This window comes from Aminivibrio sp., assembly GCF_016756745.1.
In the GTDB taxonomy this organism is placed as follows: domain Bacteria; phylum Synergistota; class Synergistia; order Synergistales; family Aminobacteriaceae; genus Aminivibrio.
Map to the genome: position 1 here is coordinate 22712 of NZ_JAESIH010000070.1, position 24985 is coordinate 47696.

Annotated in this window: 21 protein-coding genes and 1 pseudogene; 20 read left to right on the forward strand and 2 right to left on the reverse strand. The window is 53.4% G+C overall.

Annotation, left to right across the window (positions count from 1 at the left end):
* The 11 genes from JMJ95_RS12125 to JMJ95_RS12175 all read left to right on the forward strand — a co-directional run bounded on the left by JMJ95_RS12125 (position 1) and on the right by JMJ95_RS12175 (position 12932).
* Positions 1 to 1176 carry an ELM1/GtrOC1 family putative glycosyltransferase gene (locus tag JMJ95_RS12125; protein WP_290685696.1) on the forward strand — a complete coding sequence of 392 codons (1176 nt, stop codon included), beginning with the start codon at positions 1 to 3 and terminating at the stop codon, positions 1174 to 1176.
* 49 nt (positions 1177 to 1225) lie between these two features.
* A complete protein-coding gene (locus tag JMJ95_RS12130; protein ID WP_290685698.1) occupies positions 1226 to 2308 on the forward strand; it encodes a glycosyltransferase in 1083 nt (360 codons plus the stop codon).
* 299 nt (positions 2309 to 2607) lie between these two features.
* Entirely contained in the window at positions 2608 to 4116 is a 1509-nt protein-coding gene (locus JMJ95_RS12135; RefSeq protein ID WP_290685700.1) for an O-antigen ligase, read from the forward strand.
* Positions 4076 to 5107 (forward strand): glycosyltransferase family 2 protein, encoded by a 1032-nt coding sequence (locus JMJ95_RS12140; RefSeq protein WP_290685702.1) that lies wholly within the window; start codon positions 4076 to 4078, stop codon positions 5105 to 5107. The genes JMJ95_RS12135 and JMJ95_RS12140 overlap by 41 nt, the downstream gene beginning before the upstream one ends.
* Before the next feature lie 218 nt (positions 5108 to 5325).
* A complete protein-coding gene (locus tag JMJ95_RS12145; protein WP_290685704.1) occupies positions 5326 to 5958 on the forward strand; it encodes a hypothetical protein in 633 nt (210 codons plus the stop codon).
* Positions 5959 to 5968: 10 nt separating this feature from the next.
* Complete coding sequence (locus tag JMJ95_RS12150; protein ID WP_290685705.1) at positions 5969 to 6994, forward strand: glycosyltransferase family 4 protein; 1026 nt, start codon at positions 5969 to 5971, stop codon at positions 6992 to 6994.
* The gene (locus JMJ95_RS12155; protein WP_290685706.1) at positions 6991 to 8064 is read left to right on the forward strand and encodes a glycosyltransferase; all 1074 of its coding nucleotides are present in this window, start codon (positions 6991 to 6993) and stop codon (positions 8062 to 8064) included. Before JMJ95_RS12150 ends, JMJ95_RS12155 begins: the two co-directional genes overlap by 4 nt.
* 470 nt (positions 8065 to 8534) lie before the next feature.
* Complete coding sequence (locus JMJ95_RS12160; RefSeq protein WP_290685707.1) at positions 8535 to 10067, forward strand: porin; 1533 nt, start codon at positions 8535 to 8537, stop codon at positions 10065 to 10067.
* A 153-nt stretch (positions 10068 to 10220) separates the two neighbouring features.
* On the forward strand, positions 10221 to 10985 hold the full coding sequence (locus tag JMJ95_RS12165) for a hypothetical protein (protein WP_290685708.1): 765 nt from the start codon (positions 10221 to 10223) through the stop codon (positions 10983 to 10985).
* Positions 10986 to 11113: 128 nt separating this feature from the next.
* Entirely contained in the window at positions 11114 to 12073 is a 960-nt protein-coding gene (gene pfkA / locus JMJ95_RS12170) for a 6-phosphofructokinase (RefSeq protein ID WP_290685737.1), read from the forward strand.
* Position 12074: 1 nt separating this feature from the next.
* Positions 12075 to 12932, forward strand: coding sequence for a DUF4392 domain-containing protein (locus tag JMJ95_RS12175; RefSeq protein ID WP_290685710.1), 858 nt, complete (start codon positions 12075 to 12077; stop codon positions 12930 to 12932).
* Between the two features lie 1516 nt (positions 12933 to 14448).
* Here JMJ95_RS12175 and araD read toward each other — a convergent pair.
* The gene (araD, locus tag JMJ95_RS12180; RefSeq protein WP_290685712.1) at positions 14449 to 15162 is read right to left on the reverse strand and encodes an L-ribulose-5-phosphate 4-epimerase AraD; all 714 of its coding nucleotides are present in this window, start codon (positions 15160 to 15162) and stop codon (positions 14449 to 14451) included.
* Between the two features lie 24 nt (positions 15163 to 15186).
* Positions 15187 to 16728: an FGGY-family carbohydrate kinase gene (locus JMJ95_RS12185; protein WP_290685714.1), complete on the reverse strand. Its 1542-nt coding sequence runs from the start codon at positions 16726 to 16728 to the stop codon at positions 15187 to 15189.
* Positions 16729 to 17082: 354 nt separating this feature from the next.
* Between JMJ95_RS12185 and JMJ95_RS12190 the strand changes: the two genes are divergently transcribed.
* The 9 genes and pseudogenes from JMJ95_RS12190 (at position 17083) to JMJ95_RS12230 (ending at position 24958) form a co-directional block, all read left to right on the forward strand.
* Positions 17083 to 18162 carry a sugar-binding transcriptional regulator gene (locus tag JMJ95_RS12190; protein ID WP_290685715.1) on the forward strand — a complete coding sequence of 360 codons (1080 nt, stop codon included), beginning with the start codon at positions 17083 to 17085 and terminating at the stop codon, positions 18160 to 18162.
* Between the two features lie 56 nt (positions 18163 to 18218).
* Positions 18219 to 19223 carry a dihydroxyacetone kinase subunit DhaK gene (locus tag JMJ95_RS12195; RefSeq protein ID WP_290685716.1) on the forward strand — a complete coding sequence of 335 codons (1005 nt, stop codon included), beginning with the start codon at positions 18219 to 18221 and terminating at the stop codon, positions 19221 to 19223.
* Positions 19224 to 19226: 3 nt separating this feature from the next.
* Positions 19227 to 19883, forward strand: coding sequence for a dihydroxyacetone kinase subunit DhaL (dhaL, locus tag JMJ95_RS12200; protein WP_290685717.1), 657 nt, complete (start codon positions 19227 to 19229; stop codon positions 19881 to 19883).
* A 25-nt stretch (positions 19884 to 19908) separates the two neighbouring features.
* The gene (rpiB, locus tag JMJ95_RS12205) at positions 19909 to 20373 is read left to right on the forward strand and encodes a ribose 5-phosphate isomerase B (RefSeq protein ID WP_290685718.1); all 465 of its coding nucleotides are present in this window, start codon (positions 19909 to 19911) and stop codon (positions 20371 to 20373) included.
* Positions 20374 to 20508: 135 nt separating this feature from the next.
* Positions 20509 to 20808: pseudogene (locus tag JMJ95_RS12210) on the forward strand (hypothetical protein); the annotation flags it as partial.
* Between the two features lie 410 nt (positions 20809 to 21218).
* Positions 21219 to 21860: a carbohydrate ABC transporter permease gene (locus tag JMJ95_RS12215; protein ID WP_290685719.1), complete on the forward strand. Its 642-nt coding sequence runs from the start codon at positions 21219 to 21221 to the stop codon at positions 21858 to 21860.
* An 11-nt stretch (positions 21861 to 21871) separates the two neighbouring features.
* Entirely contained in the window at positions 21872 to 22690 is an 819-nt protein-coding gene (locus JMJ95_RS12220) for a carbohydrate ABC transporter permease (protein WP_290685720.1), read from the forward strand.
* Positions 22691 to 22703: 13 nt separating this feature from the next.
* Positions 22704 to 23846: an ABC transporter ATP-binding protein gene (locus tag JMJ95_RS12225; protein ID WP_290685721.1), complete on the forward strand. Its 1143-nt coding sequence runs from the start codon at positions 22704 to 22706 to the stop codon at positions 23844 to 23846.
* A gap of 2 nt (positions 23847 to 23848) precedes the next feature.
* Positions 23849 to 24958, forward strand: a complete 1110-nt coding sequence (locus JMJ95_RS12230) for an ABC transporter ATP-binding protein (protein WP_290685722.1) — start codon at positions 23849 to 23851, stop codon at positions 24956 to 24958.
* The last annotated feature ends 27 nt before the right edge of the window (positions 24959 to 24985 follow it).

Below are 24985 nucleotides of genomic sequence, written 5' to 3' on the forward strand. Positions count from 1 at the left end.
GTGACGGCCTGTCCCTCCCTGGTCTTTCTTCTGAGCGATGGCATCCGGGGTCACCTCTTCCAGGGAAGGGGCGTCGCCGGGTGGCTCTCCCGCTTCACCGGGGCCGACGTGGTTGAAATGGACGTTCCCCGTCCCACAGGGTGGGAGCGGATCAGCCTCTTTCAATGGAAGGCCCGGTTTCTTCCCTCCATGGACGGCGCCGGGGCTGCCCGCTGGATTGAAGAAGCCGGCGCGGGGCACCTGCTTGACAGTGCGAAGCACGAGCTGACCGCAAAGAAATGCGGCGGAAACACAGCCCTCTTTCTCTCCGCGGGGAGCGGCGCCGCCCCCTTCACCCTCGCCCTCGCCAGGGCGACAGGGCAGAAATGCTGCACCATCATGACCCCGTCGGTGCTGGGGACGGCTCCCTTCGATTTTGCCGTTGTTCCCGAGCACGACCATCCGGAAAAAAGGAACAACGTTCTTTCCACCCTCGGGGCGCCGAACGCCATATTCCCCGACGAACTCGAGCTGAAAGGGTGGGAGCTTGCCCAGAAATACCCCCCCGGAGAAACGGACGGGCAGGAGAACCGGTGGGGTGTGCTCGTGGGGGGCGATGACGCAAACTACCGGGTTTCGCCTGAATGGGTGCGCCGGACTATAGGGCCGATTCTCGAAGTTGGCAGAACAGCGGGCGCCGACATCTACATCACCACCTCCAGGCGGACCAGCCCGGAGGCCGAGGAGGAACTGCTCAGACTGACGGAAGGCCATCCCTCGGTAAGGATGGTCCTTCTCGCGTCAAAGGACCCCTTCAATCCCGTTCCCGGCATGCTCGGACTCTGCCCCCGCATATTCGTCACCGAGGACTCCGTTTCCATGGTCTCCGAGGCAGTTACCGCAGGCAGGGAGGTTTTCCTCCTCAGGACCGGACGGCAGAGCCGTGCCGGGACGGCCCTTCAGGAGGCGACGGCCTTCCTGGTAAGAAAAAGACTCCTTCCGGGAAGCTGCCTCTGGGGAATACCCCGGTTCGACGCCCTTTTCTCCGGTCTTGCCTCCAGGGGATTTCTGAAAGAAGCCCCCTATGATAAACTGTATACGTCAACGGGGACATCCGTGTCCCTCCACCCGGATGGTCCGGTCCTCAACGAGGCGAAGCGTGCTGCGGAGTGGATTGTGGAGAAATGGGGAGTTTAGCGGCAAAAGGAATTGCGTTTTCGAATTCCAGCCGAAGGGGATGTGCTGTGTGAAGGTTCTTTTTTGCTCTGATTCCATGATAGTCGATGGTGTGACGTCCTTTGTATTTCACCTTTCCACTGCATTGAAAGAAGCCGGACACGATGTTGCCGTGCTGGGCCGATGGGCAGGAAAAGGCTACCAGCCCCGACTCCGCGAAAGAGGCGTTACAGTTATTCAGTGTCTTTCTCCTACTGTCGGTAACTTTTGGTTTGATAGGAAAGCAAAAGAATTTTCACCTGACGTTATAGTGACCGATTCAAGACGTTCCTTTCCCTTGGCTGCAAGACTGAAACAAATCACCGGCGCGAAGGTGTTGACGTTTTTTCTTGATAGGCTCCAGAAGACTGACCGCAAGGGAAGGGATCTTGATTCACTGATCCGCTTCAGTGACGCGTGGTTGTGTGCGGAACCGCCGTTACTCGAAGAACTGAACCGGATAAAGACGCCGTTTCCCAAATTTCTTTTTCAGAGACCTCTCAAGGGGCTCATCACGCCAACCCCCCTTCCGGGAAAGGACCCTTTCCGGGTGCTGTGTTTCGGCCGGATCAGCGGATACAAATCAGCAGGGGCCTGGTCTATTCTGAAAGAGGCGACCCGACTCAAAAAAAACATTCCTTCCCTCGAAATAGCATTTGTCGGCGGGGGATGGAGAACGGTCAAGTTCAGGCTTGCCGCCTTGAGAGCAAACCTCGCGATGAAGGAATCGTTTATCAGAGTACTGGGAACTCAGACAAATCCCGATAAGTGGTTCAATTGGGCGTCCCTCGTCTGTGCGGGTTCGACATCGGCCATAGAAGCGGTGCTGGCTCACAGGCCTGTGGTGGCCTTATCGGCATTCTGGATCGGAGAGATTACCCCGGATACATTGGACAAGGCATTTGACTTCTATTTCGCCGAACGCGGCGGAGCTTTTTTGGTGAGGGATCACCCTGAGGTAGTTGTTCAGGAAATATTGAACATATATGAAAAATGGGACCAGGAAAATGTTGAAAAATCTGTAACATCGGTCAGAAAAAAGGTCGAGCCCCGTTTCGAAAGGAAGACGGCGGCAGGAGAGTTTCAACGAATCGTGGACGTACTTTCCGGATAGGCCTAAGTGACCTGTCCGGAAAAAAATATATGAAAATTTTGCGCGTAATGCCGGAAATGCATGAAGGCGGAGCAGAGAGGCATGTCCTTTGGTTATCGAATGAACTGTCGGCCATGGGGCAGGATGGGGTTGCCGTTTCTGCAGGAGGAAAACTTGAAGCTGATGTGCACGATGTTCAAACTGTCAATCCGCCGGTACACACCTAAATCCTCATTCCGCTTTGGTTTTAGCTGTACAGGTCGCTCGTATCGCAAAAAACAAAGAATCGAAACGATTCATGCTCGCTCGAAGGTTTCCCCATGGATTGGCTGGTGGACCTCACTTTTCCCGGAGATTCCCCGGGTTGCGACATACCGCGGATTGTACGGCAGGAAAGCAGGGTCCCATCCTTACTCGAAGGCGCATCCGCTTATAGTGTACGCCAAGAGTGCGGGATTATTTCTCTCCTATTCAGAGAGTCTTGTGTGGTCGTGGTTCTTGACGGGTTGTCCGAAACGCCTTTATCCTGGCAGACTTCTGGTTCGGAGGATTGCATGGTAATGTATTTAAATCCACTGTGTAAATGGGGATGGAGATCCATTTCCCTTGTCGAATTCGGTTTTCTCTGGTCCGTTTTCTTTGCATTCTGGGGACCTGTCCCCAGGTATTTCGGCTGGCTGATAGCGATCATCGGCCTGTTGGCGGAATTTATCAGGAAGAAAAAAGCTGTGTCTTCGCTCGATAGAAAGGTGCAAATTCTGCTTTTGTTTATACTCGTGTGGGGTTTTTTCCCGAGTTTTTTCAGGCTCCCTGATCTGTATTCATTTATAAAAGGGTACTCGTTGGTTTTGGAATTTGCATTTTCTTTATGGATCGCCGCAAGGCTCTATTCCGAAGAAATGATCAAAAGATTTTGGAGTGTATTCTTGCTGACGGCTGTTATATCGTCTATTTATTCTCTTTTTCTTTTTTTCTCTAAAAATCATTTTGCCGGAATTTACAGCAATATCTTAAGTCTGGGACTGCACGGAGTAGTCATACTCCCCTTTGTGCTCTCCCGGGCTTTTAGCAATGGGACGAATTGTTTTTTTTGGATATTGTCTGCCGGAGTTTTCGTGTTAATAGCCATTAGTTCCAGTTCAGGAGCGTGGACGACAAGCGTTTTTTGTCTGTTTTTTCTCTGCGTTCTGGGCGGAAAAAGCTACCTGAAGAAAATTTTGCTTCTGCTTTTTCTGTTTATTGCCTTGTTTGGCGGAATGGTGGGGATTCTTGAGAAAACAAATCCCGCGTTAAAAAAACAACTTGTTACATACATGACGCGAGAATACAGCCAGCTAACGTCTTTTCATGATTTTGGAAAGTTCACTACAAATAGAGCGTTTATTTGGAAAGGTTCTCTGAATCTTATAAAAAAATACCCGATTTCAGGGTGGGGATGGGGAGCTTTTTCCGAGCCATTTGCGCAGGTGAACAAAAGTTGGTGGAACGAAAAACAAACAGGAATGAAAGTTGATCGCATTTACGACTCCCACAATATGTATCTTAATCTTGCAACTTACGCGGGAATTCCGTCGCTGGTAGCGGTGGTATTAATTTTTATTTTTGCGGCATACAAATCTTTTCTGTATTCAAGAATGTGCTTCGAAAACCGCTGGTTCTGGATTGCGGTATGTGTTTCTGTTCCTTCGATCCTTTTTTTGGGTTTTGGGGGAGATATTTTTTCAATCCGTTATAAATTTGCCTGTGTTTTCTGGTATTTATTGGGATTTGCCTGTAAAGCGGCTGGAAATGAGACAACACAAGGAATATGCTCTGAAACTGAAACATGAAGAGACGGCAAAACCTGCCGGGCTTTGGGGGCCTCCGAGGCCCAATCATGATAAAAACGGGACATGGATACACAAAGCTACCTTCTGTCCTTGCGGGTATTTTCAGAGAATCAAGCCGCCCATCATCGAATTTGTGGCATCAGCATGCTTTTGGGAAAGCACACCGGAAAGTGAAGGTGATTCTATGATTCCCCTGTCGGTATATTTCGTTACCTTAAATGAAGAGAAACGGCTGTCCCTTGCCCTCGAGAAGGCCGCTCTTGTCGCTGATGAGATTGTGGTCGTGGACTCGGGCAGTGTTGATGGAACGGAATCAGTGGCAAGAAAATATGGAGCTGTTTTTATTTTTCATCCGTGGGAATCCATAGGTCACCAGGTAAGTTTTGCTGAAAAGTGTTGCTCGAACCGGTGGGTGCTGCGCCTTGACGCGGATGAAGTGCTCTCCGATGAACTTGTCGAGGAGATCAAAAGGGTAAAGGAGGAGCCTCGATACCACGGCTACAAAGTGAGGATTGGAAACATGTTTCCCGGCAGGAGCGCTCCGATTCGCTGGGTGAAGCATTACCGGTGGGTCCGGCTCTACAATCGTGACGCCATGGAAATGAGCGGTAGGTTAGGCCATGATGACGTTGTCTTCAAGATCAAAAACCCCAGAATAAAAACTCTTCACGGCTTTGTGCACCATTTCTCCTATTTTGGCCTGAACAACCTTTTCCGGAAACGCCTCCGGGCATCGGACATGCAGCTCAAGAGAGCGATAGAGGAGCGGAAAAGTTATTCTCCATGGAGGATGGTCGGAGCCTTGCCTCTCAATGTTCTTAAAGTTTTTATTCTCGACCGCTTCTTTCTTTACGGGTTTTGGGGGTTTATCTTCGCGGTAAGCGTCGGACATCATCGTTTCCTGAAATTTGCCAAGTTCTATGAGTATGATTGCCTGTCAAAACATGGATATCTTGGACTTGAAGATACCCTGACTGACTGGGAAAAATGATCTTTGCCCGGTCAAGCTGATGAAATGAAAAATGTATAATACAGCAATAGTACGTATTTCCAATTGCGGAAGGAATGTACTGAAAGCAAAATTCTCTTCGCCTTGTGCTTATTGGCTGAAAAGCAGAGTGGATTGTGGAACGGCGGAGCGGTGCATGAACCGGAATTTCCCTTTCCCGGCCTTCGATTTGATAACCTGAAGGAAAAGAGCTGATGCCGATGAACGTTCTTTTTTGTTCCGACGCCCTCATTGCGGATGGGGCGGCATCCTTTGTTTTTCATCTCTCTGCGGCTCTTGCCCGGTCGGGGACGGATGCTGCCGTCCTGGGCGGATGGGCCGGAAAGGGACTCCAGTCGCGGCTGCGGAAGGATGGCGTCAGGGTCAATCAGCGCCTTTTCCCCACGGTCGGGAACGTTTGGTATGACCGTAAGGCCGGGGAGTTTGCCCCTGACGCCATCCTCACCGGTTCGCGGCGTTCTTTCCCTCCCGCCGCCCGATCGAAGGCTGTCGCAGGAGCGAAGGTCCTCACCTTTCTTCCTGACAGCCTGGAAAAAACCGACCGCGGGGGACCGGACGCGGATTCTCCGATCCGCTGCAGCGATGCGTGGCGTGCCGCGGAACCTCCGCTGCCGGAGGGAAGTGGGACGGTTGTGGTGAGAGAACATCCTGAATTGATTCCAAGGGAAACCCTGAACGTCTGTGAAAACCGGGACCATGCGAAAATGGAAGAGTCGGGGGCTTTTCTCAGGTGGGGAATCGAACCCCGTTTCGAACGGGAGAATGCCCCGGACGAATTTCGCAGCATCGTAAACGAGCTCGGTGTACAGCCTTTCCGGGGATCCGGGGCGTGAAACTGACCCCATGAATATTATCCACATTCTTCCGGAAATGGACGAGGGCGGTGTTGAACGGCATGTCCTGTGGCTGGCGAACGAACTGGCGGCCCTGGGGCATAATGTCACCGTCGTTTCTGCGGGAGGAAAGCTGGAAGCCCAGTTGAAAGGCGTTAAAATCGTCCATCTGCCGGTGCACCGGAAAAACCCCCTGACGGCACTGTATTCTTCGGTCAGAGTCGCCCGGATCGCGAAAAGTGAAAAGGCGGAGGTCATTCATGCCCATTCAAGAGTGCCGGCATGGATAGCTTACTGGGCTGCGAGGATGGCCGGAATTCCTTTTGTAGTCACTGCTCACGGCGTATTCAGCAACAAGACGGCATGGATTTATCGTCCCTACAGGAAGGCCGGCAGGGTGATCTGTGTCAGTTCAGCCGTGAAAAAAACCATGGAGTCATTTTTCGGCAATAATACGACAGTTATCCTCAACGGAATGCCGGAAACGAATTTTTCCTGGAAGGGGCCTGCGGACGGAATAACCCGTTTTCTCTTTATCGGTCGCCTTACGTCTTTGAAGGGGATTCAGGACTTGGTGGAAGTTCTTCCCGGACTTGACGGTGACTGGATTTTTGACGTAGTGGGAGACGGTCCGCTTTTTAGTTCACTGTCGGCAAGAATTAAAGAACTTGGGCTGAGTGAACGGGTTTTCCTCCATGGTTTCCGGGATGATACGGATCGCCGGCTTTCGGAGTGCTCTTGCCTCCTGTTTCCCTCCTACACCGAAGGGATGCCCCTGACACTGGCCAGGGCGGTCCAGATGGGAGTGCCGGTACTTGCCTCATCCATCCCCCCCGTCATCGAGATGGCTGAAACCGAAGAAGGACTATTGCCGCCGGGAGAAAAAGATGTTTGGAGGCGGACGTTGCAGGGATTTATGGAAGGAAATTCTGTCCTTTCCCGTTTCTCCCCGGAGAAAATCCCGACGGTAAAAAAAATGACTGACGGAGTTGAGGCAGTATATGCGGAAGTCTGCGCGGAGGGAGAGAAAAAATGAGAATCCTCCATTATGTGAATGAAGCCAATCTTGCGTGGGGGCGTCCGTGGGTCCAGCTTCTTCTTAGCCTGGAGGAAATGGGATTGAGGAATGTCGTACTCTGTCCTCCCGGGGGGACTCTCGCCCGGCTGCTCGAAGAGTACTCGGTTCCCCATATCTATTCAGGAGCTTTGGTTCCGTGGTTTCCTCCCTTCTGCAAAGGAGTGGGGAATGCCATTGAAAAAATCCGTCCCGATGTGCTCCACACCCGGCTTTCTTCCGCAGCCTTCATTGGCGGTTATTGGGGAAGCCGGCTCGGAATCCCTGTTGTTTCCACAATCGATAAGTATCCCCGGAAAAAATACTACTATATGAATTCTGGTGTTATTGTCGGATGTTCCGCTGCCGTATCAGCGCACATGGAAAAAATTGGTTTCCCCGCGGACCGGATTGTCACAATCCGCAATCCGGTGGATAGCGACTTCTACCAGCGCTCCTCGGAAGAAAGAAGCAGGATCCGAAACACTGCAGGCGTTTCGGAAGACGACGTTGTGTTTTTGGGGCTTGGGCGATTCGTGGACTGGAAGGCTTTTGACATCCTCATCCAGGCGTGCGCAAGGATTCCGAAAACTGCAAAGTGGCGGTTATGGCTTGTGGGAGACGGGCCGGAACACAAAAAATTGAAACGGCTTGTAGATGAGTACGCTTTGGAGGACCGAACCTTATTCTGGGGGTATGTCTCTGATGTTCGCCCGTTTCTCTGGGGTGCCGATTTTTTTGTACAACCTTCGAACAAACCGGAGGGATTCAGTCTCGCCCTCCTCGAAGCCATGGCCGCAGGGCTCCCCGCAGCCGCGACGAAAATTGGCGGTACTCTGGATATTTTAGATGGAGGCGGAGTGTTTCCTTGTGAGCCGGATGATGTTGAAGAGCTGCGCGCTATTCTCGAAACCTTTCTCTCGCTTTCAAAAGAAGAACGGGATGCTCTGGGGCGCGATTCCTTGAAATCATCATCCCGTTTTTCCGTGCAGGTAATTGCAAAACAGTATTCGGAGTTGTACCGTGCGTGCTTTGCCCTGCCCCCGATTTGATGGACAGTATAAAGAGACGATATACTGGAGATCGGAGAGGTAGTGTCATGAGCTTTTCAGTGCGTCCTTCCCCCGGGGCAGGCTGTTCACGCGTCACCTCCCCTCCCCTCGGTCGAGGACGCGTCGGGCGCTCAGTAATTATACGTAAAAATAGTTCTTAGGTCCTATTTGCAGAAAGGCGGTCCTCGTCTACAATGCATCAAGAAACGGTGTATTGGCGTACTTTGACAATATAACCTTGGATTCATCAGCTTCTATGCTTCCGTGCAGAAATCCCGACGGCGTGAAAGGAGGTGCAAACCCCCAGGCCAACAAGGACGAGCGGAAGCTGAAGGCGGAAAACTGTTTTACGAAGCGAAAGGGGAATGGGAAAAGGAAACGAGGAAACTTCGTCCCGAACCCCCCCGAAGCGGAGAAAAACGGAAATCCGCGAAAATAAAAAACACACAAACCAAGGGGGTTAACACACAATGAAAAAGATTCTTGCGCTTGTTGCAGTAATCGCGCTTGTGGCCTTCGCCGCTCCTGCGTTCGCCGCCGCCAACCCGTTCATGGATGTTCCCATGAACCACTGGGCCTACGACGCAATCGGCCAGCTTGCCGCCCGGGGCGTGCTTTCCGGCTATCCCGACGGCACCTACAAGGGCAACCAGCCCATGACCCGCTACGAAGTCGCTTCCGCGGTCGCCCGCGCTCTGGCAGTCGTCGACATGACCAAGGCCAGCAAGCAGGATGTCGAAATGCTGAAGAAGCTCGTCGTCGAATTCAAGGACGAACTTGACGCTCTCGGCGTGAAGGTCGACAAGCTTGACAGCAGGGTTGCCGTTCTTGAGGAAGGCGTCGGCGGCTGGAAGCTGACCGGAGAATTCCGCTTCGACTCCAGGACCACTGACAATGACAACAGTACTCTCTATGGTGTCAATAACAAGTGGGACCAGAATACTACCCGTGTCCGGCTTCACTTCTATAAGCAGATTTCCGACGGTGTGAGCTTCTACGGGCGGTTCCATGGCGCAGGCGGTGATTCTCCGAAATGGACCAGGGCTTATGTCGACGTCGACCTTCCCTGGGAGATGCACCTTCGTGCAGGCCGCCAGTCCATCGACTGGGAAGATGCGCTCTACTGGGTTCCTTTCGGAACCTGGCAGACCGACGGTCTCCTCACGGACCGCGATGGTCTTGAGGCGTTCTACCTGACGAAGAATTTCTCCATGGGGCAGTTCGGGCTGTATGCTTCCAGGAAAGACAGTGCTGAAGAGGTAACTAATCCTGCTGATAAGGATTATACGGGTATTAAGGAGCACTGGGAGTACGCCGCCCGCTTTGTCTTCAACTTCAACGAACAGTTCAGCCTGATGGCCGGGTACCAGATGATCGATTTCGAAAACGAGGAACCTGGTAATACTAAAGATAATGATTTTGCAACCTGGTATGTGGAGCCGCAGGTCAAGTTCAGCGAAAACTTCATACTGAAGGGTGCGTATTACTCTCAGGATACCGAGCATTTCGGGGATAAGGTAGTTGGTGCCTCTGACGATCCGAGCGCCTGGAGGGCGATTTTCGAGGTGAAGCAGGAAGCTCTTAAATTCACCTCTCTCTGGCTGGAGTACAACCAAGTTGATGCCGGTTTCGTGACGCCGAACAAGGAAACGTATAAGTTCATAGCAAACGTTTATGATTATGCTCCTCTGTATAGGAACTACGGTTACGGCGATTTCATGCAGATTCAGAACGATGCCGATATCTGGAGGATCGGCGCTTTTCAGAAGTGGAGCGACAAGTGGGATACCTTCCTTCACTATGCCAAGTTCGACATCGACGGAATGTCACCGCGTACTAATGGGGGCAGCCTTGTGGACAACGATGCGGACAACTATTCCATCGGTTTCAACTACCACTACACTCCCGCGGTCACCTTCTCGCTTGCCTATGACAAGTTCGACAGCGATATCGAGAAGTATGACGACGATATGATCCATTTCCGGACCAGAGTGGTGTTCTAGGAAATACCCGAAATACAAAAAGCGGACCTCAGGGTCCGCTTTTTTTGTCCCTGAAAATAGGCAGGATCACCGATTGGGAAGGCATCTTTTTCTGGTATACTTCTCTCGGTGAGATGTACCATTTGACGCGATTGTGCGGGGGGTATCGATGATATGAAGAAAATGATCCTTTGTATTCTTTTCGTATTTCTGCTGTCGGGCGCGGCAGAGTGGGCTGAGGCCGCCGCAGACAAGCGGCTGGAATCCGTAATGTCGCGGTGGACGAGGAAAGAGTTCTACGCTGAAAAGGATACTCAGGGCGGTCTGGAGATCGAGATCACCCTGTATTCCGCCGAATACGTGGAAGCGCTCATTGAGGCGGAGGCGGAAAAGAATCTCTGGACAGCCGACGAAAAAGAGCAGTACAAATACCAGCTTTTGAAAACGCTGAACCTCGAGGAGTATGTTCCGTTCCATTTTTCCTTCAACAACAACGGACCGTCCATGCATATGGCGCCCTTTGACAAGATGGTGAACCTCTGGTTGGGAAAAAACAAGTATGCTCCGGCGGACTACGACAAACGGTTCAATTTCAAGCTCCAGGGCCGCCGGGACGGTATGGTCTGGTTCCCCCGGTACGATGAAAAGACGGGTAAGTCCCTCCTTGATGGAGTGAGGACGATAAAGTTGGATGTCAGCGGCGCGATAAGCCCTTTCCTGTCCAATAAGCTTTCTGTGTCCTTCCTTTGGGATATCGACAAAGACAACCCCGGAAAGCTCTATGCGGGCCGGGCAGCATCACGGCTGGAGCTTGACCGTCTCATAAAGAGAATCGAGAAACTCACTGCCGAGAAGAAGGACCTTGAAGACAAGCTCAATGAAGTAAATAACGAACTGTTGACCGTAAACAAACGCGTGGAAGAACTCCAGAAGCAGTAGGTGTTCGCTCGAAGGGAAAGAGGGTCCGGTTTTTTCGGGCCCTCTTTTTTTCGTGACCTCTCGTGACCTCTGTGGTAGGATAAATCCTGTCTTTATTCAGAGAATCCGGGAGGGAAGAAGACATCATGATGAAACGCATTGCGGTGTTGACGAGCGGAGGCGACGCGCCGGGGATGAACGCGGCTGTCAGGGCGGTGGTCCGGACGGCCCTGTACCACGGCATGGAGACCATCGGGGTGATGCGGGGCTTTGAAGGGCTCATGGACGGCGACTGCATGACCCTGGACCGGGCGGCCGTGGGCGGGATTATCCACCGGGGGGGCACCATCCTCCGGACGGCCCGGAGCGAGCGGTTCAAGACCGAGGCCGGACAGCGGGCGGCCCTTGTGCAGATGGAAAACCGGAAGGTGGACGCCCTCGTGGTTATCGGGGGCGACGGATCCTTCCGGGGCGCGGCGGAACTGGAAAGGCTGGGCCTTCCCGTCATCGGCGTTCCCGGCACCATAGACAACGACATCGCGGGGACGGACGTGACCATAGGCTTCGATACGGCGGTGAACACGGCCCTCTCGGCGGTGCAGAAACTCCGGGACACGGCGAGCAGCCACGACCGGCTCTTCATCGTGGAGGTCATGGGACGGGACACGGGCTTTCTCGCTCTCGAGGTGGCCGTCTCATCGGGCTCGGAGTACGTGGTGCTGCCGGAGATTCAGCTTGACATCGCGAAGTTGTGCGACCATCTCCACTACTCCAGGAAGCGGGGAAAGACCCATTCCCTCATTATCCTGGCCGAAGGGGTCATGTCGGCCCTCGCGCTGAGGGACCGCCTCCAGGACACGGGCGGGTATGACGCCCGGGTGACGGTGCTCGGATATATCCAGCGGGGCGGCAGCCCGTCCTCTTTCGACACCGTTCTGGCGTCCCGGATGGGGGCCTTCGCGGTGGAATCTCTCCTGGAGGGGAAATCGGGATCCATGGTCTGTTCCATCTGCGGCCGGATGACCCTCTGTCCCCTGGAGGAGGCATGGAAGGCGCCGAAGCACCTCAATCCGGAACTTCTGGACCTGGTGGAGAAACTGAGCGTGTAGCATGGATATCTGCGGTTCCGTCGGCCGGCTCATTGCCTCCGACAGGGGGGGGAGAAAGGTGTCTTCCCTCTTTCGCTCCGGGTTTCTTGACGAAGCCGGTAAATTGCTGGAGGGAGCGTCCAGAGTTGCCGTGGTGACGGGTTTTTTTGTCCCGGCCTGCGGCTCCCCGGAGACGGACGGGCCCGGCGGTGCCGTGGCGCTTGGCAGGTCGGTGGAGAAGAGCGGACGGGAAGCGGCGCTGTTCACGGACAGGCTGTGCCTGGAGGCCGTGAAGGCCTGTTCCGCTTCGGTCGGCGGTCCTGCCGTTCTGGAGGCAGCGGGTGCGGAGGAGATTCTCGCCTTCGGCCCCGATCTGATTGTTTTTATCGAGCGCCTGGGAAGGGCAGAGGACGGCCGGTATTACAATATGCGGGCCGAAGACGTCACGGCGACCACCGCTCCCCTGGACGAGGCGGCCTTGTCCGGGAACGGGCTGAAGGTTCTGGCTGTGGGCGACGGAGGGAACGAGGCCGGCATGGGCCTGTTTCGCAGGGAGCTGGCGGAGCTGCTTCCCGGCTATGCTTCCTGCCTTTCCGTTGTGGAAGCGGATGCGGCTCTTCCGGTGGATGTCTCCGACTGGGGAGGGTATGCCCTCGCCTCCCTGCTGTCGGTGGGGTGCGGAGAATGGATCGGCCCGGAGGAAGATGAGACCGGATGTATGCTGGACGCCCTCATTTCAGCCGGTGCGGTGGACGGGGTGACCCGGCGCCGTGAACCCACCGTGGACGGCTTCCCGGAAGGGGAGCACAAGCATGTCATCCGGGAGCTGAAGGAGCTTGTTACATCCCGCCTCCGGAACTTCGGGAAAGAGCTTGCCTGACCTGATTCTTGTCATCCTGAGCGATAGCGATCGCAGAAGGACTTGATTCTTGTCATCCTGAGCGATAGCGATCGCAGAAGGCCCTGATTCTTGTCATCCTGAGCGAAGCGATCGCGCAGCATCCCGAGCCCAGCGAGGGGAGGATCTCGGTCCTGGTCTTTCGTCCCGAGCCCAGCGAGGGGAGGATCTCGGTCCTGGTCTTTCGTCCCGAGCCCAGCGAAGGAAGCATTTCGCTTTTGTCATCCTGAGGAGCATAGCGACGATCGCGCAGCATCCCGAGCCCAGCGAGGGGAGGATCTCGGGGTTGGTCCTCAGAATGACAACAAGGGCGAGATCCTTCGGCCATAAACCCGGCCTCAGGATGACAAACCGCTTTTGTCCTCCTGAGCGATAGCGATCGCGGAAGGACCTGATTCTTGTCATCCTGAGCGAAGCGATCGCAGAAGGCCCTGATTCTTGTCATCCTGAGCGAAGCGATCGCAGAAGGCCCTGGTTCTTGTCATCCTGAGCGAAGCGAAGGATCTCGGTCCTGGTCTTTCGTCCCGAGCCCAGCGAGGGGAGGATCTCGGTCCTGGTCTTTCGTCCCGAGCCCAGCGAAGGAAGCATTTCGCTTTTGTCATCCTGAGGAGCATAGCGACGAAGGATCTCGGGGTTGGTCCTCAGAATGACAACAAAGGCGAGATTCTTCGGGCTTCGCCCTCAGAATGACAACAAAGGCGAGATCCTTCGGCCAAAAAGCCGGCCTCAGGATGACAGAACAGACGTCCTCCTGAGCGCAGCGATCGCGGAAGGACCTGATTCTTGTCATCCTGAGCGATAGCGATCGCAGAAGGACCTGGTTCTTGTCATCCTGAGCGAAGCGATCGCAGAAGGCCCTGGTTCTTGTCATCCTGAGCGAAGCGATCGCGTAGCATCCCGAGCCCAGCGAGGGGAGGATCTCGGTCCTGGTCTTTCGTCCCGAGCCCAGCGAGGGGAGGATCTCGGTCCTGGTCTTTCGTCCCGAGCCCAGCGAAGGAAGCATTTCGCTTTTGTCATCCTGAGGAGCATAGCGACGAAGGATCTCGGGGTTGGTCCTCAGAATGACAACAAAGGCGGGATTCTTCGGGCTTCGCCCTCAGAATGACAACAAAGGCGAGATCCTTCGGCCATAAACCCGGCCTCAGGATGACAAACCGCTTTTGTCGTCCTGAGCGAAGCGATCGCGGAAGGACCTGATTCTTGTCATCCTGAGGAGCATAGCGACGATCGCGCAGCATCCCGAGCCCAGCGAGGGGAGGATCTCGGGGTTGGTCCTTCGCCCCTCAAGACCGGGATTCTTCGGGCTTCGCCCTCAGAATGACAAACCGCTTTTGTCATCCTGAGGAGCCCAGCGACGATCGCGCAGCATCCCGAGCCCAGCGAGGGGAGGATCTCGGGCTTCGCCCTCAGAATGACAACAAGGGCAAGGGCAGATAGGAAAAGGAAGGAATCCGAAGCATCGTTACGAAACGGAAAGATATTCGCATGATTTGACTGTCTATTTCTTGGGGGACCCCGCATCGCTCTTTTGGCCATAGGTCGCTCCTGGGCCGTGTTTGCGAAAATAATGCCGGTCAAGAAGCTCTTGCTGCATATACGGAGCCGCTGGATCCAGAGTGAGCGTATTCAACGCTATTTTAGCCACTTCTTCGAGAATTACTGAGTTCTCCACGGCCTGAGCAGCGTTTTTCCCCCATGTGAAGGGGCCGTGTCCCGCTACAAGTACCGCCGGAATGTCGAGAGGGCGAATCCCGGCGAACGTTTTTACAATAAGATACCCGGTGTTTTTCGTGTATTCCCCCTCGATCTCTTCTCTGCTCAAGAGAGGGGTGCACGGAACGGATCCGTAAAAAGAGTCTGCGTGCGTTGTCCCGAGGGGGGGGATGGAACGTCTCGCTTGAGCCCAAGCGGTCGCCGCGGCAGAATGGGTATGGGCCACCCCGCCTATTTCGGAAAATGCTCTGTAGAGCACAAGATGGGTCGCCGTATCCGAGGATGGACGACGGCTCCCTTCCACCACTTTCCCGTCGAGATCAAGGAGCACCAGATCCTCCGGGGACATCTCTTCATACGGAATGCCGCTCGCTTTAATGGCGACGATGCCGGCACTCCGATCGATTCCGCTCGCGTTGCCCCAGGTGAGCGGCGCCAGACCATACGCTGCAAGCTTCATATTTGCTTCGAAAACATCCTGCCTGAGCTGTTCGAACATAGAGGCTCTCCCGACTGCCTTGCTCTATACACCGCTCGCCTGCATTTTCGCGAGTTCGGTCATGATCTCCTTCGACTGCGTATAGAGTTTCTTGTACAGTTCAAAGTAACGGGAATAGATTTCGTGATTCTTCTGGTCAGGAATCGTCTGTTCCCGGAAACCAAGCCAGGATTTGATCTCCCCGGGATTTTTGAAGACTCCTGTTCCAAGCCCCGCGAGGAACGCGTCGCCGAAGGGAGCTTCCACATCCTGATCGAGACGTTTCATCGTAAAACCTGTTACATCGGCGAAAATCTGTGTCCACAGGTCGCTTTTGGAAGGGCCTCCCACCATGTAGCATACATCGTCGAGCGAGATTCCCGCTTTGACGGCTTCCTCCATATTGTGTCGAAGAGAGTGGGCCACGCCCTCCATACAGGCGCGGTAGATATGTTCTCTGGTGTGGAGGAGAGAGAGGCCGAGGATAGAGCCTCGCGCGTCCGGGTTCCATATCGGGGAGCGTTCCCCCATGAAATAGGGGAGCACCAGGAGGCCTCCGCTTCCCGGCTTCACATTCCGAGCCTTCTGTTCCAGGAGCGAATATGCTGAAATACCGGTTTTCCTCTCCTCTTCTTTCTCCTTTGCGCCGAATTCGTCCCGGAACCATCTGATCACGGCACCGGAGGTCGCTCCTCCTCCGAACGTGTAGATACTCGTGTCGTCGTTCACCACATAGGGAAAGCTGATGAGTCCGGGAGAGAGGTATTTCCCGTTGTGAACCGTCCCCCAGCAGATGGATGTTCCCGTCATGGCGACGTGCTCTCCCTCGTTTATAACTCCGCAACTGAACTGCGCCACGGGAGCGTCGATTCCTCCTGCGACCACAGGAGTGCCTTTCAGCAGACCTGTCGCCTCGGCGTAGTGCTTGTTCAGGCGACCGACTATATCGAACGAGCTGGTGATTCGTTCCGGAAAGAGGGAGAGAGGGATTCCGAGTATATCGCACATCTCCGGTGACCATGTTTTTTTGTGGATGTCGAAGATCCCGCCGATGTTACCCGCAGATGAAAAATCCGTAGCGAGGACGTCAGTGAACTTATAAATGACGTAGTCCTTCGGGGTGACGAACTGATATGTGCGCTTCCAGAGTTCCGGCTCGTTGTCCCGCATCCACATGATTTTTGTGAAGCCGTAGTAGCTGTCCACGTAGTTGCCGGTGATTCCGAAGATTTTATCGAGCGGAACGTTGTCCTTCACCCATTGCGTCTCATTACGGGCACGGCGATCCATCCAGATCATACAGGGCCGAAGAGGTTTTTTATCTCTATCTACAGGGATGCCCGAGCCCCCGTAAAGCCCGCTGATGGCGACTCCGGCGATATCTCCCGGCTTCAGCCCGGAGCGCTCGAAGGCCTCCTTCAGCGTGACCTGAACGGCGTCGAGCCACACGTCGGGCCACTGTTCCGCCCACGAAGGGGCGGGAGTAAGAACACTGTATTCGCGAAAACTTTGGCTTATGATTTTCCCCTTAATATCCAGTACAACCGCCTTTGTCCCGCCTGTCCCGATGTCGATGCCTATCAGCACGATGAAAGCCCCCTTCTCTTGTCCGAATGTAGCCGTGCGAGAACTATTTTCTTTACTCAACTTCCGTTGGACCTTGACAACCTAAAAACCGGTGCGACGCCTGAGAAAAGTGACAAGAAGACCTCTGTTTCGTAAAATTGTAAATGCGATAAAAAAACACCCCGCACAACAGAAGACCTTCCCATGAATTCCATTCTACAGCAAGCCGCATTTTCCGACGAGCCCCTTTCTTTAGCCTAAATCCGCACCTCAGCGGGGAGTGCCAACGGGGAACGCTCCCCGTTGAGGTGCGGATTTAGGCGATCAACGAGTTATTGACAAAAAATAAGAAGTGCTATATAAGAAGTCTATTGAGTGAATGTTCACGCCATGAGCATTTGCTCACTTTTAAGGCTTTTTCAGGTAAACCCGACCAATCCTGTTTCTCAAGGGAGTGCGGAAATGGTTTTAAACGCCGATGACCAACGCCTCATGGTCAAGGTAGCCCGAAAATATTATGAGGAAGAGATGACTCAGGCTGCGATAGCCGAGTTTTACGGTGTTTCTCGTCAGAAAGTCCAGCGGCTCCTTGATCAGGGAAAGAAGGACGGAATCGTTCGGATCTCTATTCGCCCCCCCCTTCATCTTCATGAAAAACTTGAAAGCGACTTGGAAAGTCTTTATGGCCTGCGCGAAGCCGTAGTCGTCGACACGGAACTCTGCGGTATCCCCGGTATGGTTCGGACAAGCATAGGTATTGGCGCTGCGGAATATCTCCTGAAGATCCTCAAGGACAACCTGAAAATCACCATAAGCTGGGGCGAGACGCTTCTCTGCATGGCGAAAGCGCTCGTACGCTGCTCTGTGGCGAAAAAAACAAAGAATATCACTGTTATTCAGGGGCTTGGTTTTGTCTCCGAGCCGAGTATCGACTCTCATTCGTGTGAGATCGTCAATCTTATCGCAGGTGTGCTCGACGCGAAAAAATACCTTCTTTCCGCGCCCGGAATCGCGGCGACACACGAAGCCCGTGAAGTCTTCCTGAGCGATCCGAACGTCTCCGAGGTGCTTCAGATAGCGCGATGCGCCGATGTTGCCTTCCTCGGTATTGGAACGCTGACCCCGGACACCATGATTATAAAAAAGAACGACAGTATTTCGTGGAGCGAAATGAAAGCCCTCAAAGATCGGGGAGCTGTCGGCGATATCGCCCTACGTTATTATGATAAAGATGGAAGGCTCGTCCCTTCTGTCGTTGATAAGAGAGTGGTTGGGCTTGCTCTCGACGAATTACGGAACATCAAAACTGTCGTAGGCGTTGCGGGCGGCCTGGAAAAAGTGGAGGCTATACGCGGAGCCCTTACGGGAAAGCTTATCGACGTTCTTGTGACAGACTGCTTCACGGCCAGAGAACTGCTGCTTCTTCAGAGCGGAGAAACGGTCTGTCATGATTGACGGATGAGCTGATTCACAGTACGAACTATCTTCGAAAAAGAAAGAGAGGGTTCCATATGCAGCGTTTCGTGAATGATCCGTCCAGAGTTGTTGATGATATGCTCATCGGTTTCGTGAAAAGTCATGGAAATCTTGTGGAGACGACGGAGAATTCCAGGGTACTTAAAACCCGCTCCGCCCCTGTGAAAGGACGAGTGGGTATTGTGACGGGCGGCGGCTCGGGACACAAACCCGCTTTCATAGGGTATCTCGGCCGCAACATGGTAGATGCTGTGGCTGTTGGCGAAATCTTCTCGTCCCCCCCCGCAAAAGCTTTCTACGACGCTTTTGTGGCTGCCGATGGAGGGGTTGGAGTCGCCTGTCTTTACGGAAATTATGCCGGAGACAACATGAATGTGAAGATGGCGAAGGAATCGGCTGAGGAAGACGGCATAAAGATCATGACGGTGGTCGCGAACGACGATGTGCCTTCTGCCCCCAAGGGACAGGAAAATAAACGCCGCGGCGGTGCGGGCGAAATTTTCATGTGGAAAGTGGGGGGCGCGAAGGCTGCCCGGGGAGGGTCTTTGGAAGAAGTGATCGCCGCCGCGCAGAAGGCCATAGACAATACACGGAGCGTGGGCGTGGGGCTTACACCGTGCACTATACCGGCTGTGGGAAAACCGAATTTCAAAATAGAACCGGGAAAGATGGAGATAGGTATCGGTCACCACGGCGAGCCGGGAATTGAAGTTGCCGATCTTGCCCCCGCTGACGAAATTGCGGAATCCATGGTCAACATCATTCTCCCCGACCTGCCTTTCGTGAAGGGCGACGAAGTGACGGTGCTTGTTTCCGGTTTGGGGGCCACGCCGGTAATGGAGCTCTACATTCTCTTCGGAAAAATGGCGGAGTGTATCGAAGCGAAAGGCATCACAATTCACTCGTCCTACGTCGGGAACTATTTCACCTCCCTTGAGATGATGGGTGCGACTCTTACGGTGATGAAGCTTGACGAAGAGTTGAAAGAGCTTATGGACTTCGAGGCCGAGAGTATGGGCCTCACCCAATTTCAGAGGTAGACGATGACGAGGGCGGCGTTTTCGAACAGAGAAGGAGCCTGTATCATCAAGGATCTTATTCGGGTGATCCGGGAGAACAAGGCCTACCTCAGTGAAATCGACGGAGCAATAGGCGACGGCGACCACGGGGTCAACATGGAGAAGGGGTTCTCAATGTGTCTCTCTCGGGTGGACTGGGAGACGAGCGATTTCTCCGGCGCGGCGAAGACGCTCGGCCGAATCCTCCTGATGGAGATCGGAGGCTCGATGGGGCCTATCTACGGAACTTTCTTCAGTAAGCTGGCAAAGGAGACGCAAGGCAAAGAAAAAATCGGCGGGGAAGAATTCAGTGCCATGATGAACAGTGCAATGGCGGGAATAGTAGAGCTTGGAGGTGCGAAGCAGGGCGACAAGACGCTGCTGGATACGCTCATCCCCGCGGTGAATGCCTTTGACAGGGCGTTCGCTGAAAAAAAAGATTTTAATGCAGCCTTGCTCTCCATGCAAGAAGCGGCAAAAATAGGTTGGGAGTCCACAAGAGATATGGTTGCGAAAGTAGGTCGCGCAAGCCGACTTGGAGAACGTTCCCGAGGGGTTCTCGATGCGGGTGCCACCTCCTGTTATCTATTGCTCGACGCTATGGCGGAATCGATCCGGCGTATTTTGATGGAGGTTCCATGAAAAGTTCGGGAAGGAGCGTGCTCGAATGGTACGCATAATCTTGGGGTGTGACAATGCCGCCGTCTCTCTTAAAAATGAAATTACGGCGTTTCTGAAGTCCAAAGGAGTCGATGTAGAGGATATGGGGGTCATGGACGCTTCCGATGAGACACCCTACCCCGAGGTGGCGGCCCGAGTGGCGAAGAGGATTATCAAAAGCGGCTACGCCGATAAGGGCATCCTCATTTGCGGCACGGGGATAGGAATGGCGATAGCGGCGAATAAGTTCCCGGGAATTTACGCCGCACAGGTCCATGACGTCTATTCCGCAGAGCGGGCATGTCTCAGCAATAATGCCAATGTTATCACCATGGGGGCCAGGGTCATAGGCCCGGAGCTTGCGAAAAAGCTTGTGGAAGAGTGGCTTCCCCTGGAGTTCATCCCGGGAAGATCGAGTTCGAAGCTGGATGCTATCAGGAAAATCGAGAAAGAAAATTTTCGGAATGTATAGATACTGCTCTATACCCGTTCTCAAAAATGACAATCCTCCGCTGGAGGCGGAGGACCCCGGAGTTTGACAGTTCCGGAAATATGAGCGGCTCTCCCTCTGTAAACCGATCAAAGTTCTCTTGGGAGGAGAAGCTCCATGAACGACATGACCTTTTTATGTCATGGTGGATGGGGTTGCAAGTATCATTCGGTGTGGATACCGACATGCCGGCGGACACCTCCCAAATATGCGGCGGAGCGGTTCGTGGCTTTCGAGAAGGGCAAGAGTGCGATACATTTCGCGAGGACGTATGAAGGCGAAGCGCGGAATTTCACTGGTGAGCGTTTCCGGGTGCGGGAATCTTTCGTATCGGCTGCGGGTCGTGACGAACAGGTGATGCGGGAGTGTATTCGGGGGCAGGAGCAAGAGGATAAGCACTTGGATCAGTTGAGGCTGCTGGATTGGCCGTCTTTATGCGGTTTTTTGATGTACCCGCCGCCGTGGGTGGTTCATGATTTTCACCCGCTTTGAGCGGTTCATAAAACCAGGCCCCCACCTTCGGCGGGGGGCGGTGACAGAAAGAGGGGGCGTGTCTATTGGTGGGACGAAACGAGCTGTACTCTAAACAACCTTTTTCAGTCCGCGTCAGGCCGTATCTTATTATTGCGCCGGCGCTCCTGCTCACAATCGGAATCCTGTATCCTTTTTTCACGGCGATCTATTACTCCTTAACGAACCTCTCGTTCCGGCGGCCTACGGTACGATTCGTAGGGCTTGAAAACTGGATATTCATGTTCAAGGATCCCGCTTTCTGGCATGCCGCATGGGTTACATGCAAATATGCTTTTGTTACCACGGGTTCGGAAATGCTTCTCGGTCTGGGAATCGCCCTGCTCATCTGCAAAAGGGACAACTGGTTCAGCCGGACGCTGAAGGTCATACTTGTCTTCCCCCTCATGATCGCTCCTGTTATCGCTACCATTATATGGCAGCTCATGACCAATACCTCTGTAGGGATTCTTGAAAAGTTTTTGAACTACTTTGGGGTTTACGGTTTTCCGTGGGCATCATCGCCTCAAACGGCTCTTTTTACGGCCGCGCTTATTGACATATGGGTGTACACGCCCTTTGTCATCGTCCTCATAGTGGCGGGGATCAACTCTCTCCCCAAGTCTCCTTTCGAATCCGCGCTTATCGACGGAGGTTCGGCGTGGTTTACATTCAAAAATCTGACCCTCCCCATGTTGAAACCCTTTCTCTATATCGCTCTCATATTTCGTCTGATGGCTTCCATGCAGGAGTACGGCATTATTTTTGCCCTGACAAAAGGAGGGCCGGGAGATACTCTCATGAATTTGTCTCTTACCGCGTACAACAAGGGGTTCGCTTTTCTTAAGTTCGGCGAAGCTATGCCCTATATCCTGTTCCTTTGGGTCGTTATTTACATAATAAGCAAGAAGCTCGTGAGCAACTGGCTTATCGTGCAGCGGAAGGCATCCGGAAGGTAGGAGGGAAAATGATGAAGAACAGTCCGATGGAATTTCTCGCCCGTAATGCAATGCTCTTTCTATGGACGATTTTCGCTATCTTTCCTCTTTTCTGGATGATCGTCATCTCTTTCAAGAGCGATGCCCAGATGTTCAATACCACGTTTCTCTTCGATCCCACTCTCGAAAACTATAATGCTGTACTGTTGAAAACAGATTATTTCAAGTATTTTATGGACAATCTTATTGTCAGCGGCGGCGCGGTGCTCGTCTCGATACTGGTAGGAGTCCCGGCGGCCTACTCTCTGGCCCGCTTCGATTTCCGAGGAAAAGAGGACCTTGCCTTCACCATTCTTTCCTTCAAGTTCGCGCCGGAAATTCTCGTGGTGCTTCCTCTTTTCCTTGTCTACCAGAAGATAGGACTTTACGATACATACATCGGCCTGATCTGGGTCTATCAGCTTATTACCTTGCCTCTTCTGGTATGGGTGCTCCGCGGCTATTTCGAGGATATATCCGTGGAGATAGAACAGGCGGCGCAGCTCGACGGCTACAAATGGTATCAGATCTTCATCCGTATCCTGCTGCCGCTCATCAAGCCGGGGCTTGTCGCATCCGCCCTTTTGGCGTTCATCTTCGCCTGGAACAGCTTTACATTCCCGCTGTTGCTCAGTGGATTCAATATTATGCCGGTTACCGTCGCCTCCTTGAGATATATAGCTTCGGATACCGTCCATTACGGCCAAATGGCTGTGGCGGCGGTCGTGACGGCCACTCCGGAAGTGATACTGGCCCTGGTCATTCAAAAACACCTTGTCCGCGGACTAAGTTTCGGCGCGGTCAAAGGATAGGAGTTGTTTCCCCGTGGCACATATTACGCTTGATGGAATATCGAAATCCTTCGGTAAAATCCAGGCATTGAAGAATATCGACCTTGAAGTGCGGGACAGGGAGTTTTTCGTCCTCTTCGGGCCCTCGGGAGCGGGAAAGACGACGGTTCTCAAAACAGTGGCGGGCATCGAATTTCCGGACGGAGGGCTGCTGCGCTTCGACGATGAGATCATGAACCTCGTCGAGCCGGCGCTCCGTAACGTCTCAATGGTATTCGAGAATTATGCCCTCTACCCGCACATGACTGTGTACGACAATATTGCGTCCCCGATGAGAAGTCCTCTGCACAGGAAAGACGAACAGTTTATAAAACAGAGTGTGCAGAAAGTAGCCGACATGCTGGGTATCGGCCATTTACTGGAGAGGCTGCCCTCTCAACTCAGCAACGGACAGCGTCAGAGAACGGCGATAGGGCGCTGCCTTGTCCGTTCGCCCCGCGTCTTTCTCATGGACGAACCTCTGGCTCATCTCGATGCGAAACTGCGGCATCTCATGCGTACGGAGCTGAAAGCAATGCAGACGGAGTTCGACACGACAACTATATACGTAACGCACGATTATACCGAAGCCATGAGCCTCAGCGACCGTGTCGGCATTATTGATAAAGGCGAAATCGTTCAGATTGGAAGCAGCGATGAAATTTATTATACTCCGGTCAACGAATTCGTGGCGAAGCTTGTCGGCGAACCCGAGATCAATATGGTCGACATCGATCTTGTCCGTCGGGGCGATCTGCTCTACGCCGTATCTTGCGACAGCGGTCATTTTTTCCCGGTGGAAGAGGATGTTGCACGGGTTCTGGAAAACGCTCCCTATGACGGGGTCGGGAGATGGCGCATGGGAATTCGCGGGATCAACGTGGGGTATTCCTTCGAGAAATCGGATGACTGTGTAGAAGGTACCGTCTATAATCTTGAACCCATAGGCAATAAATCCATCCTTACCATCAAGGTGAAGGATTTATTCTTCCAGGCTGTGGCACAAAATGACCTCCAGGCGGAACTGGATTCGCGCATTTTTATGACGCTCGATATGCAAAACGCCCTGTTTTTCAACGGCGAGACAGGAGCTTTCGTCACACGTCATAATCAGGCTGAACTGGTAGGGAGGCATTAGGAATGGCTCGGCTTGTGTTGAAAAACGTGTTTAAGCGGTATGAAACCAAAAAAAAGGTCGCGAACGAATATGCCGTCAACGATTTTTCCCTTTCGTGCGAGGACGGCGAGTTCGTGGGCATTCTCGGCCCTTCGGGCTGCGGCAAGACGACGACGCTTCGTATGATCGCCGGGCTGGAGACGATTACGAAGGGAGATATCTTCATAGGGGATTCCCGAATCAACGACCTTCACCCCAAAGACAGGAACATCGGTCTCGCCTTCGAAGACTACGCCCTTTACCCACCGCTGAATGTTTACGACAACATCGCGTTCAATCTTTTGGCGAAGAACATCTCGAAGGATGAAATTCATCGGCGGGTGATGGAGATCGCTCCCCTTATGAAGGTGGAGGATCTGCTTGAGATGAAGCCCGCCGGACTTTCCGGAGGGCAGAAGCAGCGGGTGAACATTGCCCGGGCTCTCATACGGAGGCCGATGGTGCTGCTTCTCGACGAACCTCTTTCTCATCTTGACGGAAAAATGAGGCAGGTTCTCCGGACGGAGATCAAGCGGATACACAATCGGATAAAGTGTACCACTGTGCTCGTCACCCATGATCAGATGGAAGCGATGTCGCTGGCGGACCGCATCGCCATCATGGACGAAGGCAAGCTCCAGCAGTTCGGGACGCCTCTTGAAGTCTACGACAGTCCCGCCAACTTGTTTGTCGCGGGGTTTATCGGCGAACCTCCCATGAATCTCATGAAGGTGAGCATCGTGGAGGAGGATGGAAAGATTTACTTCCTTTTCCCCCGCAAAGGAATTCGCGTGGCGGTACCCCGCAAGTACAGAGGGATGGTAAAGTCCGGAATGAACGTAGTCCTTGGAGTTCGTCCGACTGATATCATCATCAATAACGAAGCCGAAGCGGTCTCTGAGGCTGTAGTCGACGTGTTCGAGAATCTCGGAGACGAAAAACGAATCAGCATCGACGTCGGAGAGGAAGAATTTCTGACCATTACAACGGAAGATGAACGACGGTATCAAAAAGGAGATAGAATTCATCTTCAATTTCATGAAGCTAAAACGCACATATTCGATATTGAGACAGGCAATAGGATTCAGGCGTGACGGGAAAAAATTATGGGTCGCAAAAAC

Bases quoted from the DNA above. Each gene is read 5' to 3' on its own strand.
- JMJ95_RS12160 (WP_290685707.1), top strand. From the start codon at position 8,535: ATGAAAAAGATTCTTGCGCTTGTTGCAGTAATCGCGCTTGTGGCCTTC.
- JMJ95_RS12140 (WP_290685702.1), top strand. From the start codon at position 4,076: ATGAGACAACACAAGGAATATGCTCTGAAACTGAAACATGAAGAGACG.
- pfkA (WP_290685737.1), top strand. From the start codon at position 11,114: ATGAAACGCATTGCGGTGTTGACGAGCGGAGGCGACGCGCCGGGGATG.
- dhaL (WP_290685717.1), top strand. From the start codon at position 19,227: ATGACGAGGGCGGCGTTTTCGAACAGAGAAGGAGCCTGTATCATCAAG.
- JMJ95_RS12155 (WP_290685706.1), top strand. From the start codon at position 6,991: ATGAGAATCCTCCATTATGTGAATGAAGCCAATCTTGCGTGGGGGCGT.
- JMJ95_RS12175 (WP_290685710.1), top strand. From the start codon at position 12,075: ATGGATATCTGCGGTTCCGTCGGCCGGCTCATTGCCTCCGACAGGGGG.
- JMJ95_RS12220 (WP_290685720.1), top strand. From the start codon at position 21,872: ATGAAGAACAGTCCGATGGAATTTCTCGCCCGTAATGCAATGCTCTTT.
- JMJ95_RS12195 (WP_290685716.1), top strand. From the start codon at position 18,219: ATGCAGCGTTTCGTGAATGATCCGTCCAGAGTTGTTGATGATATGCTC.
- JMJ95_RS12230 (WP_290685722.1), top strand. From the start codon at position 23,849: ATGGCTCGGCTTGTGTTGAAAAACGTGTTTAAGCGGTATGAAACCAAA.
- JMJ95_RS12135 (WP_290685700.1), top strand. From the start codon at position 2,608: ATGGATTGGCTGGTGGACCTCACTTTTCCCGGAGATTCCCCGGGTTGC.
- rpiB (WP_290685718.1), top strand. From the start codon at position 19,909: ATGGTACGCATAATCTTGGGGTGTGACAATGCCGCCGTCTCTCTTAAA.
- JMJ95_RS12145 (WP_290685704.1), top strand. From the start codon at position 5,326: ATGAACGTTCTTTTTTGTTCCGACGCCCTCATTGCGGATGGGGCGGCA.
- araD (WP_290685712.1), bottom strand. From the start codon at position 15,162: ATGTTCGAACAGCTCAGGCAGGATGTTTTCGAAGCAAATATGAAGCTT.
- JMJ95_RS12150 (WP_290685705.1), top strand. From the start codon at position 5,969: ATGAATATTATCCACATTCTTCCGGAAATGGACGAGGGCGGTGTTGAA.
- JMJ95_RS12165 (WP_290685708.1), top strand. From the start codon at position 10,221: ATGAAGAAAATGATCCTTTGTATTCTTTTCGTATTTCTGCTGTCGGGC.
- JMJ95_RS12215 (WP_290685719.1), top strand. From the start codon at position 21,219: ATGCTTCTCGGTCTGGGAATCGCCCTGCTCATCTGCAAAAGGGACAAC.